Origin of the sequence: Paenarthrobacter ureafaciens, assembly GCF_004028095.1 — a bacterium.
Lineage (GTDB): Bacteria > Actinomycetota > Actinomycetes > Actinomycetales > Micrococcaceae > Arthrobacter > Arthrobacter ureafaciens.
The window spans coordinates 162,310-176,047 of sequence record NZ_SBHM01000009.1 but is presented as its reverse complement, the minus strand read 5'-3'; the positions used below and the strand labels follow the sequence as shown (position 1 = coordinate 176,047).

General features: G+C 63.7%; 12 protein-coding genes and 1 pseudogene. All 13 read left to right on the top strand.

Annotation, left to right across the window (positions count from 1 at the left end):
• Positions 1-198: pseudogene (locus tag AUR_RS20370) on the top strand (pyridoxamine 5'-phosphate oxidase family protein); the annotation flags it as partial.
• An 8-nt stretch (positions 199-206) separates the two neighbouring features.
• A complete protein-coding gene (locus tag AUR_RS19480; protein ID WP_241650984.1) occupies positions 207-1,175 on the top strand; it encodes an ABC transporter ATP-binding protein in 969 nt (322 codons plus the stop codon).
• A gap of 1 nt (position 1,176) precedes the next feature.
• On the top strand, positions 1,177-2,349 hold the full coding sequence (locus AUR_RS19475) for an ABC transporter permease (RefSeq protein WP_241650983.1): 1,173 nt from the start codon (positions 1,177-1,179) through the stop codon (positions 2,347-2,349).
• Positions 2,346-3,512: an ABC transporter permease gene (locus AUR_RS19470; RefSeq protein WP_062096675.1), complete on the top strand. Its 1,167-nt coding sequence runs from the start codon at positions 2,346-2,348 to the stop codon at positions 3,510-3,512. The genes AUR_RS19475 and AUR_RS19470 overlap by 4 nt, the downstream gene beginning before the upstream one ends.
• A 90-nt stretch (positions 3,513-3,602) precedes the next feature.
• A complete protein-coding gene (locus AUR_RS19465) occupies positions 3,603-4,106 on the top strand; it encodes a GyrI-like domain-containing protein (protein WP_021472116.1) in 504 nt (167 codons plus the stop codon).
• A gap of 77 nt (positions 4,107-4,183) precedes the next feature.
• Complete coding sequence (locus AUR_RS19460; RefSeq protein WP_062096673.1) at positions 4,184-5,053, top strand: universal stress protein; 870 nt, start codon at positions 4,184-4,186, stop codon at positions 5,051-5,053.
• 91 nt (positions 5,054-5,144) lie between these two features.
• Entirely contained in the window at positions 5,145-5,492 is a 348-nt protein-coding gene (locus AUR_RS19455; RefSeq protein WP_021472114.1) for a CU044_2847 family protein, read from the top strand.
• Positions 5,493-5,697: 205 nt separating this feature from the next.
• Positions 5,698-6,786, top strand: coding sequence for a TerC family protein (locus tag AUR_RS19450; protein WP_082694474.1), 1,089 nt, complete (start codon positions 5,698-5,700; stop codon positions 6,784-6,786).
• A 306-nt stretch (positions 6,787-7,092) separates the two neighbouring features.
• Positions 7,093-9,750 (top strand): ATP-binding cassette domain-containing protein, encoded by a 2,658-nt coding sequence (locus tag AUR_RS19445; protein WP_206616291.1) that lies wholly within the window; start codon positions 7,093-7,095, stop codon positions 9,748-9,750.
• A 1-nt stretch (position 9,751) separates the two neighbouring features.
• Positions 9,752-10,813, top strand: a complete 1,062-nt coding sequence (locus AUR_RS19440; RefSeq protein ID WP_062096671.1) for an ABC transporter permease — start codon at positions 9,752-9,754, stop codon at positions 10,811-10,813.
• Between the two features lie 38 nt (positions 10,814-10,851).
• Positions 10,852-11,898, top strand: a complete 1,047-nt coding sequence (locus AUR_RS19435) for a rhamnose ABC transporter substrate-binding protein (protein ID WP_082694392.1) — start codon at positions 10,852-10,854, stop codon at positions 11,896-11,898.
• 60 nt (positions 11,899-11,958) lie between these two features.
• Positions 11,959-12,618, top strand: a complete 660-nt coding sequence (locus tag AUR_RS19430) for a nucleoside/nucleotide kinase family protein (protein WP_062096669.1) — start codon at positions 11,959-11,961, stop codon at positions 12,616-12,618.
• Between the two features lie 71 nt (positions 12,619-12,689).
• The gene (locus AUR_RS19425) at positions 12,690-13,703 is read left to right on the top strand and encodes a LacI family DNA-binding transcriptional regulator (RefSeq protein ID WP_062099159.1); all 1,014 of its coding nucleotides are present in this window, start codon (positions 12,690-12,692) and stop codon (positions 13,701-13,703) included.
• Positions 13,704-13,738: the final 35 nt, after the last annotated feature.

Here is a 13,738-nt window from a genome sequence, read left to right as displayed (position 1 = left end):
GGCCAGGCGACGCAGGCCGGCCCCTCCAGCCCCGGCCTCACCGAGGCCCGCCGGGGCATGTTCCCCTGGCAGGGGGTCGGCAAGGAACTGCTGTACGTGATAGTTCCTGACTCCATCACCGGACGGCGATTCGACCTGAGCGCAACCAACTCGTTCGACACTCCGCTCAACGAGGCCACCAGGGCAGGCCTGGAATAGGTTCCATGGTGACTGGCGGAACGACCACCACCATCACGGACAGAGTCCTGACGGTCAGCCACCTGGTCAAGAAATTCGGCGACGTCACGGCGGTCAACGACGTATCGTTTGAGATCCGCCCGGGTGAGACGTTCGGCCTCCTGGGGCCGAACGGTGCCGGGAAGACCACCATTATTTCCATGGTTGCCGGACTTTTCCCTCCCGACGCCGGCAGCGTGGACGTTGCCGGCACCGCCATGTCCCCCTCAAGCATCCAGGCCAAGCGGAACATCGGGCTGGTACCGCAGGAGCTTGCCATCTATCCGGACCTCAGCGCCCGGGAGAACCTGCACTTCTTCGGCAGGTTGCAAGGGCTGCGCGGTAAGGAGCGGGAGGCCCGGGTCACCGTAGTCCTGGATCTTCTCGGCTTGAGCGACCGGGCCAAGGAGCAAACCAAGAAGTTCTCGGGCGGCATGAAGCGGCGGCTGAACATCGGGATCGGACTGCTGCACCGTCCGCATTTGCTGATCCTGGATGAGCCGACGGTGGGCGTCGACCCGCAATCCCGCAATTCCATCCTGGACGCCGTGCATCGACTGTCCGCCGCAGGCACTGCCGTGCTGTATACCACCCATTACATGGAAGAGGCCCAACGCCTCTGCGACCGAATAGCCATCCTTGACCAGGGCAGCGTTCAGGCGGAAGGCAGCAGCGACGAACTCATCACCCTGACCGGTGGAGCTGACCGCATCGATCTGGAAGGCACCGGGGATATGGCGGCAGCGGCCCAGGCCATCAGAGGGATACTGGGCGTCAAACGGATAAGCCCGATGGGGACCTCAGGCTTGACCCTGACGGTTTCCGACGGGCCCCGCATTCTCGCCTCGATCGTGACGGGAGCTGCAACGGCCGGCATGCATGTCACGTCCGTCCAAGTGTCCAGGCCGGATCTCGAATCAGTTTTCCTCCATCTCACGGGGAAGGCACTCAGGGATTGACGTGAACGCACTCACGGCCCTGGTGGCCAACGACCTCAAGCAACGGCTCAGGGACAAATCAGTCCTGATATTCGGCCTCTTGGTGCCCGTGGCATTGATGACCGTGCTCAACCTGGCTTTCGGGGGCTTGGGCGACGACGGTCCGGCCCTCAAGCCCGTGACCGTCATCGCCGGCGTCGAGGACGAAGGGCCGCTGGGCGATGCTGTCCTGGAGTCCTTGGTCTCCTCGCCTGCGTTGGAGGTTTCCGTTCAGCGGGTGGCACCCGGCGACGTCGCCCGGACCACCCTTGACGGCGGGAGTTCACTCGGTATTGTCATCCCGAAGGATTTCACCGAGTCACTGACAACCGGAAGGGCCGCTACCCTCCAGCTCACGAGGGGCTCCACCCCCTCACTGGAAACCGATGTGCTCATCTCCGTAGTCAAGGAGGTCGTCAACGAACTCCATGCCGCCTCCCTCACCGCATCAGCAGGCCGGATCGCCGGCCTCTCCCCAGCCGCAGCAAGCGACCTCGCACGGTCGACGGCGGCTGCCTCACCGCTGATGGCGCTCAAGGAATCTACGGCACCCACGGAGCAACTACCCCTCAGCGCCTCGCTCGTGGCCGGACAAACCGGGTTGTTCCTGCTGTTCACTGTGGGTTTTGGCGTAGTGGGGCTGTTGGTGGAAAAGGAACAAGGAACGTTTGCCCGGATCAGGTCCGTCGCGGTCCCCCCATGGACCATCACGGCGTCCAAGGCCGTGGTCGGGTTCCTGCTGGGGGTAGCCGCCAGCACGGTCCTGCTCACCAGCGGCATGGTGTTCTTCGGGGTGGCTTTCGGTTCTCCGGTAGTGGTGGGGTTGCTGGTCATGTCGGCTGCAGCAGCGGCTACCAGCCTGACCTTCATCGTGGTGCGGCTGGTCCGTTCGGCTGAACAAGCCAACGTAGCCCAGTCAATTATTGCCATGGTCCTGGGAATCGCAGGCGGCGCCTTCTTTCCCCTTCAATCCACGGGGTTCTTGGCAACGGTGCTGGAGTTGAATCCAGTGGGGGCTTTCATCCGCGGGCTGGGAATATCAGCCGGGGGCGGCGGAATCGGGGACGTCCTGGGACCCCTTGGCGTCATGTGGATCTTTGCCGCTGCCTGTACGCTCCTCTCCCGATTCATTCCCGATCGGAGCGCGGCGCAATGAACCCCGTGCTGGCCATTGCCGGTGTGGAGCTGAGGCGGTTCTTCCGGGATCGGTCCAACATCTTCTTCGTCTTCATTTTTCCCCTGATGCTGATCCTCCTGCTGGGAATCCAGTTCGGGGTGGGGTCCGCGGGACCAATAGTGGCTGTGGCAGGGGGCGAGGGCACGCCCCTGGCCCGCGACCTCACGGACCGACTCAAGGCAGAAGGCCTCACCGTCCGCCCGGACGCGGCGTCCGCGGTTCGCCGCGACGTAAGCCGCGGCAGCACCGACGTCGGACTTTTCATCAGCGAGCAGGCCGGGAAAGCCTATGACGACGCCGGACCGGTGGAACTTGAGGTTCTCGCCGCGCCCGATGCTTCAGGGCAGACCGCTTTGCAGGCTTTGCGGGCAACAGTCCGGGACCTGGGCAGGACGCAGCTGCAATTACGGGCGCTCATGGACGGCGGCGTGACGGAGGACGCCGCGCGCTCGGCCCTGGCACGTGCCAAAACCTCCGCCGTTGAACCCACGGTGCAGGTGATGGAATCCGGCGGTGTCTCCTCGGAGTTCCGGGGCCTGGGCCGGTTCGACCTTGGCGCTGCCCAACAACTGCTGCTGTTTGTCTTCCTCAGCTCCCTGACAGGCGCGGCCGCCCTGATCCAGGCGCGCCGCTACGGCGTGATCTCCCGCGCCTTGGCGGCGCCGGTGACCGCCGCCCGGACCATGACGGGACTGGCCTTGGGCAGATTCGCCATCGCAGGGGTCCAAGGCGTCTATATCCTGCTGGGTACCGCCCTGCTGTTCGGAGTTGACTGGGGGAACTTGTGGCTCGCGATGCTGGTGGTCGGCGTCTTCAGCCTTGTGGCCGCGGCAGCTGCGATGGTGGTCGGCTCGATGCTGGACCACGACGGCGCCGCAACCGGTGTGGGCATAGGTTTGGGATTGGTGGTGGCCGGCTTGGGCGGTTGCATGGTGCCGCCTGAGTTCTTTTCCGAACCGATGGCTGCGGTGTCACGCTTCACTCCGCACCGCTGGGCCTACGATGCCATCGCTGAGGTCCAGCGGCACGAAGCGGCCTTGCAGGACATCCTTCCGCACCTGGGAGTCCTGGCAGCGATGGCTGCGGGTCTGTTGGTCCTGGGAACCTGGCTGCTCCGGCGAAGCCTGGCCAGGGCGTTGTGAGCACCAGCGCCACGGCACCGGGGCTCCCTACCCGTGGCTTAGGGTCCTTTGGCCCTGCCGCCGGGCAGGCTGTGAGGCGATTCTGGTGTTATGGCTACCATCGAACCCCAGCCCCGGCCCATCACGTCCCCGGAGCAGCACACTGCAGTGGTCCGCGAGCGCGTGGCAATGACCGGACTTACCGACTTTTTCGGCCGGGCCTTCGGTGCCGTCATGGCAGCGGCGCAGGCCCAGCATGCAAGCCCTGTTGGCCCGCCTTTTGCCATGTATCACGGCATGCCGACGGACACCGTTGATGTGGAAGCCGGGTTTCCGATCACCCCCAACTTCACGGGTACCAGCGACGTGGCAGCCAGCAAACTGCCTGAGTCCGAAGCTTTCGAGGCCATCCATCGGGGCCCGTACGACACCCTCGAAAAAACCTACGCGCTCATCGTTGAGCGAATGAGCGCAGAGGGCAAGACGCCTTCAGACACCATGTGGGAGTTCTACCTCAGCGATCCGGTCAGGGAACCGGACCCCGCCACGTGGCAAACGCGGGTGGTGTGGCCTGTAGCCCAGGACACTATGGGTCGGCAGGCACCTGCCTCGTGAGGTCCATGCATTCCTAACGCGGCAGGACGCGGCCGGGCGCGGCCGGGCGCGGCCGGACAGAAGAAAGAAGCATCGCCATGAGCACCACCAACCCAATCGTTGTGGCCGTCAAGGATTCTCCACAAAGTGAAGCGGCCCTTGGGTGGGCCGCTTCACGGGCCCGCAAGCACCATGTGCCGTTGGTCATCCTCCATGTGGCCGACGACCACTGGTCGTTGAACCCCGCTACGTGGAACAAACAGCTCCGGAAGGCCGGAGAGGAGCTGCTGGCGTCGGCCGCCTCCCGGGTGAGCGGGCAATTCGGTATCGATGCCACCACCGAGCTGCTGACCGGCAGCGTCGCCGGCGCACTGGGCCATTACGGCCCGAACGTCGGGCTCGTGGTGGTCGGTTCCGGAAGTCCGCATCTTGGCGGCACCCTTACCGACAGGGCCCTGCAGATCGCAGGAGTTACACCGGCTCCTCTCGCAGTGGTCGGTACTGCTGACGCGGATGGCGGGAGCGGCATCGTGGTGGGCGCCGACGGCTCCGAACTTTCGCTGCGTGCGGTCGAGTTCGCCGCCGCGGAGGCGGACAGGGAAGGGGAGGAACTCACCGTCCTCCACGCCTATCAGGCTCCGGACCCGGTCAGCGACGCGGGGCTGGCACCGGCCGAGCTGGCGGAACTGATGGATGAGCAGGAACGCGTCATCTTGTCCGAAACGGTTGCGGGCCTCCGCAGCACCTACCCGGACCTGGTTGTTCACAAAGTGCTCGAACCCGGCAAGGAACCGGTCCGTGCCCTCACCGATGCTGCCTCTGGTGCCCGGATGCTGGTCATGGGCAGCCATGGCCGGGGCGGCTTCGCCCGCCTGGTCCTTGGCTCCACAACCCATGGTGTACTGACCCACCTTCCGTGCCCGACCGTCGTCGTACCTCCCAGCCAGGATGGCAGCTCTACGGATTAATAGGTCCTTTGTCCCTGTTGCACCGGCAGGCCGTAACTGATCATGGGAGGGACATTGTGGGCCACCGCTTTAATTCACAGCAGGAGTAGCCGTGACGGACGTACTGAGATATGAAGTTGGCGCCGGAACAGTGCTGGTGGAGGTTGAAGACGGCAGCTTCGGAGTGGACCACCCCGGGCGCAACGAACAAGGCATCCTGGATGTCGGCCGGCGCCTGGAAGACGCCCTCGCCAGCGTTCGTCCGGCCGCCACGGCCGCACTGGATTCGATGCAGGAGCTCGCTCCGGAAACCCTGGAAATCGAATTCGGCATCAAGCTCGCCGGCGACGCAGGAGCGCTCGTCGCCAAGTCAACCGCCGAAGGCCACTTCATTGTGCGGATGACCTGGAACCCGGCGGTCCAACACACCGGACACGAAGCGCCTGTGGACGTGCACTAAGCCGGGCACAGCGCCTCGCAGGATGCCTTGGGTTGAGAGGGCACGCTGCGGGGCGCTACTATTTTTTCCATCAAGGGGAGTACTCCCATTAGCGATTGATCCGTCATTACGGATGCAGCAATGCATCCCGGGTCATCGGTCCCGGTTCCATCCGGGCGGAGGAGACCTTGGCGCCTGTATCCGACGCCTACCCTTTGGAGCTCCCATGCAAGTCACACCCCTGATCTGGCTTATCACCATCGGCGTGACGATCCTCTTCTTCGTCTACGAGTTTTTTGCCCATGTGCGCAAACCCCACGAACCGGGCATCGCCGAATCCGCACGTTGGTCCGCGTTCTACATCATCCTGGCCGTCCTGTTCGGTGTCGGCATCGGCGTCGTCTCGGGCTGGACGTTCGGCGGCGAGTACTTCGCGGGTTATCTCACCGAGAAGGCCCTGTCGATCGACAACCTCTTCGTGTTCCTCATCGTGATGACCGGTTTCGCCGTACCGAAGATGTACCAGCAGAAAGTGCTGATGATCGGGATCATCATTGCCTTGATTTTGCGGGGGGCGTTCATCGCCATCGGCGCCGGACTGATCGAGAACTTCTCGTGGATTTTCTACATTTTCGGCGCGCTCTTGCTTGTCCTGGCCTACCGGCAGGCGTTCGGCGGACATGACTCCAACCCGGCCAACGGCAAGTTCATGGGCCTGGTGCGCCGTGTCCTGCCCGTGACCAACGAGTACCACGGGGACCGGCTCACCGTGAAGAAGGGCGGGACGCGCTTCATCACTCCGATGCTGCTGACGATCATTGCCATCGGCTTCGTAGACCTCATTTTTGCCGTCGATTCCATCCCCGCGATCTACGGCCTGACGAGCGAGGCGTACATCGTCTTTACGGCCAACGCCTTCGCGTTGATGGGCCTGCGGCAGCTGTTCTTCCTCATCGGCGGGTTGCTCGAACGCTTGATCTACCTCGCCCAGGGGCTTGCCGTGATCCTTGCGTTCATCGGCGTGAAGCTCGTCTTCCACGCCCTGCACGTCAATGAGCTGCCCTTCATCAACGGTGGCGAGCCGCTCCTCTGGGTACCTGAGATCCCCATCGGATTCTCGCTGCTCTTCATCGGCAGCACCATCGCCGTCGCCACCTTGGCGAGCCTGCTCAAGACCCGCCGTACTGCGGAGCGGGACAACCCCCGGCTGCCGGACGGCGCGGCCGCCGTGGACGGGGTCGCGGTGGGCGAGGCCCTTGAGTCCGCGGAGTACGACGGCGACCAGACGACGAGCGGCGCGGCCGGCACGAAGTAAGTGAAGTACGGGACTGCTCTCGGCTGACGGCACCAGCCCGGGCGACTAACGAGGGCCCCAGCGTACGAAGGTTCCAGCGATCAGCGAGTCCCCTAAGACCACTGGGCCCCAACTACAGTCGGGGTGCCGCCGGGTTGTCATCAGCCCGGCGGCACCCCTTTTTGGCGTCCACATATGACACCGTCCGAGCGGTGAGCCTCCTCCTCACAGTAGGTACTTGTCATTTGCATCACATGCGCATACGAATGCGCATACGAATGCTTCCCGATTTGATTCGGTTGCCCCTACCGCACGGAGGACATCATCGTGGATGTATCACAAGCCCAACTCACCTCAACCAAAGAAGGGGGGAACCTGGCGCCAGGCACCTATGCGCCTGCGCCCGCCGCCGAGCTGTCCGGCGTCTCCAAGATCTTTGGATCAACGGTCGCCGTCTCGAATGTTTCTTTCTCGCTGTTCACGGGCGAGGTACTGGCGCTCGTCGGAGAAAACGGCGCAGGCAAGAGCACCTGCGTCAAGATGCTCGGCGGCGTCTACCACCCCGATGCCGGCACGGTCCGCATCGCAGGCGGGGATGTTCACTTCGCCACTGCCATGGACGCACACCGCCACGGCGTGGCCGTCGTCCACCAACACCCGGGATTGTTCGGCGACCTGTCGATCGCGGAGAACGTCTTCGCCGGACAACCGCTGAAGACCCGTGCGGGCCTCCTCGACCACGCCGGGATGAAAGTCCAAGCACAGAAGGTCCTGCACACGCTGGGGCTTAACCGCGACGTCAGCATGCCAGTCGGTTCACTGCGGGTCTCAGAGCAGCAGCTCGTGGAAATTGCCCGCGCCTTGGTCTCCGAAGCCAAAGTCCTGATTTTGGACGAGCCCACTGCGTCCCTCACCACGGCAGAGGTCGACCGTCTCTTCGACGTGATCGACCGGCTGAAGGAACAGGGCGTTGCCATGATGTTCGTCGGTCATCGCCTGGAGGAAATCTTCCGGATCGCGGACCGTTTGACCGTCCTGCGTGATGGCGCCCTGGTGGACACGGTCCGCGCCTCCGACATCACCGAGCGCGAAATCGTCAAACTCATGGTCGGCCGCGAACTCGGAGACCTCTACGAACGGTCGGCTGCAGTCTTGGGTGGCACGGTTCTTGAACTCCAGGGACTGACGCACCAGGGCCAGTTTCACAATATCGACCTCACTGTCCGGGCCGGCGAGGTCGTGGGCATGGCCGGGCTCATCGGCAGCGGCCGCACGGAAGTCGCGCGGGCGGTCTTCGGCATCGAACGGCCAACATCCGGGACAATCCTCCTGGACGGCCACAAGGTGTCGATCAAGTCCGCCGCCCGCGCCATCGCAGAAGGCATTGCCTATGTTTCCGAGGACCGGCGCGGCCAGAGCATCGTGGAAGATTTCTCGATCCTGGACAACGCCACCCTGCCGGTCATTACGAAGACCACCCGCTGGGGGCTGATCAGCACCAAGGCCGAACTGGCCATGGTCCAGGGCCCCCTCCAGCGCATGAAGCTCAAATTCGCCGGCTATAGCCAGCCCATCGGCAACCTCTCAGGTGGAAACCAGCAAAAAGTTGTTCTCGCAAAATGGTTGGCCACCAACCCGCGGCTCCTGATCCTGGACGAGCCCACCCAGGGCATCGACGTCCAGGCCAAGGCCGAGGTGCACCGCATCATCCGCGAACTGGCAGCCCAAGGGATCGCCATCCTCATGATCTCCTCCGACATGCCCGAGCTCCTGGGCGCCTGTGACCGAATTTACGTTATGAAGCACGGCAACCTGGTCGCCGAGTTCGACCGCGAACATGCCAACCAGTACGACATCGGCCTGGCTGCCACGGGAGTCCACTCCTCCGCACGGAGCGGGGACACCCCAGCTGCTGGACTGACGGCAGCGGCGCAGAGCAAGAGTAACGCCCCGTCCACCCCTCCCCCGGCCACCCGCCCCCAGGAGCCGACGCCCCCTTCACGAAACGGCGTCGGATGGTGGCTGAAACAAGCGCTTGGACGACGGGAGGTGGGGCTGTTCCTGGCCCTTGCTGCCGTAGTGGCGCCCCTGAGCCTGTTGAACACCAACTTCTATTCCGGCGACAACCTGCACGATCTCGCGGACTATTCGGCGATGCTCGGAATCATCGGCATCGGACAGATGCTGGTGATCCTGACGCGGAACATCGATCTTTCCGTTGCCTCCACCCTTGGACTCGCTGCGTACGTCTCGGCCGCCACAATGCGGGCGGTACCTGACGCCCCGATCCTGTTGGGCATTGCAGTTGCCCTGCTGGTCGGCCTGCTGTGCGGCCTCCTGAACGGCCTTGTCATTGCCTACGGCGGAGTGCCGTCAATCGTTGTCACGCTTGGAACCCTGGCCCTCTATCGCGGGATCCTCAGCATCATTTCATCCGGTGACCGCGTGAAACCGGAACAGGTCCCCTCAGACTGGCTCGCCATGACCAAGTCGGAAATCCTCGGGATCTCTCCGGTCTTGTTGACCGCCGTCGTTGTTTTCGGTGCAGCAGGTTTCCTGCTGTGGTGGACCTCGAAAGGCAGGGAGACCTACTTCGCCGGATCCAATCCTGCGGGCGCAGAGCTGATCGGCATTCCGGCAAAGCGGCGAACCCTGAGCGCATTCACCATCTCCGGGCTGCTGGCCGGAGCAGTCGGAGCCATGTGGGCCTCGTACTACCCCTACGTTGACGGGCAGGTGGCCTTCGGACTGGAGACCGCCGTCATCGCCGGAGTGGTGGTCGGCGGAGTGGCCCTCCGTGGCGGTTCGGGAACAGTGGTCGGAGTCCTCATCGGCACCCTGGGCCTCCTGGCCATCCGAAAGGTCCTCACCATCGCAGGCGTCCCTGACCAGTACTTGCAGGCCGTCTACGGTGCGGCCATCATCGCGGCAGTCGCCGTCGACGTCATCCTCCATAACCGCCACAAGAAGGCGAAGGGAAACTGACATGTCCATCGCATCAACCGCTGCTCCCCTGCACCGCCTGCAAGCGCGGCTGCTGACCTGGGAAGGGCTCCTCGGGGCTTTCGCCATCCTCTTGATCCTCACGGCGGTCCTCACTACGCCCGGCTTCGCTGACGGTTACAACCTTGGATCGTCGGTGGCCCGCATGGCAGCCAAGGCACTCATGGTCCTGCCCCTGGTGTTCCTGATCATTGCCCGGGAGATCGACATCTCCGTGGCAAGCATCGCCGGACTGACCGGAATCACGTTCGGCATGGTGATCCAGTCCGGAGGAAGCACGCCCGTGGCCGCAGTGGCCGCTTTGGCGGTGGGCCTGGCCTGCGGGGTCCTCAACGGTTTCCTTGTGGCCGTCCTCGGCCTCCCCTCGCTGGTAGTCACGCTGGGTACCCTGGCCCTGTTCCGCGGTCTGTGCTACGTCCTGGTGGGCGGCACTCCCATCAGCAACATGCCCCCGGAAATCATCTCCCTGGGCAACGATTCTATCCTCGGCACCTACATCCCGGCGGCAATCGTACCGTTCCTGTTGCTGGCCCCGGTCTTCCTCGTCGTGCTTCACAAGACCCCGTTCGGCCGCCGCGTCTTTGCCATCGGCGGCAACCCGGCCACCGCTTCCTATTCAGGAGTCAAGAACCGGAAGATCATCTTCGAGCTGTTCGTCACCTCGGGATTGGTCGCCGCCCTCGCCGGCGTCATCCACGTGGGAATCACCTCATCAGCGTCTCCCGACGGCGCGCTGGGCTACGAACTGGACGTCGTAACGGTCGTCTTCCTCGGTGGGATCAGCTTCCTGGGCGGAAAAGGCCGCATGACCGGCGTTTTCTGGGCCCTGGTAGTGGTCATCGCCATCCGGAGCATGCTCCAGCTACAAAACTTCGGCGCCTACGGCCAAGCAGCAGTGGTCGGCCTCGTCCTGATCCTCTCGTTGCTCATGGCCAACATCACCAATACCGTCTCCTCAGCGCTGGCAGCCCGCAGAACCAGGGCCCAAAAGCTCGGTCCAGGCAGCGGGCAACCAGTTTCCCCATCCGTTCCATCCAGCAAATGACACACCTGCAAGCCCCAACAATCCCCAGGAGGACTTCAATGCGTACAACCACCAGGGCTGCCCTGTCCGGAGTAGCTGCCATCGGTTTGGCAAGCCTTGCCCTGACCGCCTGTACACCCGCCGGAGGCGGCGCCGCCAATGCCGGCGAGTGCACCCCCAAGGACAACATCACCGTGGGGTACATTCCCAAGCTCGGTGACGATCCCTACATGACCACAGTCCGGGACGGCGCCCAAAGAGCGGCGGCGGAACTGGGTGGCAGCAACAAGGTCGTCTACACCTCACCCAGCGAAGCGACCGGTGCAGCCCAGATTCCGTTCGTGCAGCAGCTGATCTCGCAGAAGGTGGATGTCATAGCCATCTCGGGCAGCGACCTCAATGGCGCAGCGGCCGAATTGAAAAAGGCGCAGGCCCAGGGCATCAAGGTCATCACCTTTGACTCGGATGTGGCGCCGGAAGCCCGGTCATTGTTCGTGAACCAGGCCAAGACCGAAGAACTGGGCACAGGGATGCTGGACAGCATGAGCGATCTGCTGGGCGGCCAGGGTGAATTTGCCATCCTGTCCTCCACCCAGACAGCCGTCAACCAGAATGCCTGGATCGCCGATATCAAGAAGCGGCTTGAGTCCGAGTCGAAGTTCAGCGGCATGAAACTCGTGGACGTCGTCTATGGCGAGGAGAAAGCGGACGTCAGCGCCAACCGCGCCAAGGAACTGGTGACCACCCACCCGAACCTCAAGGGCATCATTGTCCCCGCCGGAATCTCCCTGCCCGCTGCCGCTACTGCCTTGGACGAGATTGGCGCGCTGGGCAAAGTGAAGCTCACGGGCCTCGCGCCCGCCTCCCTGATCAGGAAGCACATCGAAACAGGCAACGTCCAGGACATCTGGTGGAACGTCTCCGACCTCGGCTACCTGTCCTTCTACGCAGCCAAGGCCGTTGCCGGCTGCAGCGTCACGGGCAAGGCGGGCGAGACCTTCGACGCCGGAACCCTGGGCTCCTACACGGTGGGAGAACAGAACGTGGTGATCCTCGGACCAGCCAAGACCGTCACGCCGGCAAACGTCAGCGAATTCGCGTTCTAATCCCCCGGGCCGGTTGGTCCTGCCGGCCGGCCCGGCACTATCCATCGAGGAGTACTTTCCATGGAGCTGAGTAAGCAGCGGCCGTTTCCGGAGACCCTGGAGGCCGATGTTGGACTGCTGTCGCAGCGCATACTCGGCAGCTTGGTCCCCGGCCGCAGGTTCATTCTGGGCGTGTGCGGCGCACCCGGGGCAGGCAAGTCCACCCTCGCCGAACAACTGGCCGCAAAACTGGGCAGTGATACGGCCGTGGTGGTTCCCATGGACGGGTTCCACCTAGGCCACGAGGTCATCAAGGATTCGCCGAAGCTTGAACGAAAGGGCGCCATTGATACGTTCGATATCGGTGGGTTCCATTCCCTGCTGCAGCGGCTTCGTTCCCGGAACGAAGAGGTCGTCTACGCCCCCGCCTACCGGCGGGGACTGGAAGAGCCGATCGCCGCCTCGATCGCTGTGCCAAGGAGCGTCCCGGTGGTTATCACCGAAGGCAACTACCTCCTCGCTCCGGTTCCGCAGTGGCAGGATGCGCGGGCGTTGCTGGATGAAGTCTGGTACCTGGAGATCCCCCACGAGGTTCGGGTTGCGCGGCTCATCGACCGCCACGTCCACTTCGGCAAAGCCAGGTCCAAGGCCCTTGAATGGGTCCATGGTTCGGATGAATCAAATGCGGACTTCATCAGGACCACCATGGAGTCCGCCGACCTGATCATTCGTTTCGCGTGACGGTGGGACAGAGCGTCGTGATGGCGAACTACAGGCCGGATGGAACAATGGAGGCGGCGGAAGGAGAGCACATGGTGACCATGAGCGAAGTAGCCCGTGTGGCGGGCGTTTCACAAAGCACGGTTTCCCATGTGGTCAACAAGACCCGACGCATCGCCCCGGAGACGGAGAAGGCTGTCAAGGCGGCCATCGAAGCCACAGGCTACGTCAACGACGGGATCGCCAAGTCCCTCCGCACGGGCAAGACCAACTCCATCGGGTTGGCCATCTCCGCGATGTCCAACCCGTACTTCGGGGAGGTCGTCCACTCCATTGAGAAGCACCTGTCGGATCTTGGCTACAGCCTGGTGCTGGCCGACACCCACGACGATCCCGAGCGCGAATTGCGGGCTGTCCGGGACCTCCTGGCCCAACGGCCGGCAGGGATCATCCTTGCTCCCTCCGCCGACCCGCACGAGGCTTTGCGGCAAATCTCCCGCAGGGGCATCGCCACTGTCCTGCTGGACCGTGTACCGGAACAGCTGGATCCCACGCAGCCCATCGATGCCGTGGGGGTGGAGAACACCGAAGCGATGTCCCAGCTGGTGCAGCACCTTGCCGGGCGAGGACACCGCCGCATCGCACTGATCTCCGGACGCAGCGGGTTGCGGACATCCATAGAACGCACCGAAGGATACCTCCTGGGACTGGAACGATCCGGGATCCAGCCGGATGAGGACCTCATCCGCGATGGACACTCGGAAGCCGGCCCGGCAGCCCAGGCCATCAAAGAGCTCTTGGCACTGCCTTCGCCGCCAACCGCCTTGATTACCGCCAACAACCAAATGACCATCGGGGCCATGCGGGGCCTCAGGGAACTGGGCCTCCGTGTTCCGGCCGATATTGGGCTGGCAGCCTTCGACGACTTTGAATGGGCCGACCTTTTCGACCCCCGGTTGACCGTCATGGCACAACCCGTGGAAGAACTCGGAACCCTGGCCGCCGAAATGCTGATCCAGCGGCTGGAACAACCCGAACTCAAACCGAGGGAAGTGCGCCTGGCGCCCCGGCTGATCGTCCGTGACTCCGGCGGCTCCCGTAACTAGCCCCCTCACCACCTCCTCCTAGATGTAGTTCCCAT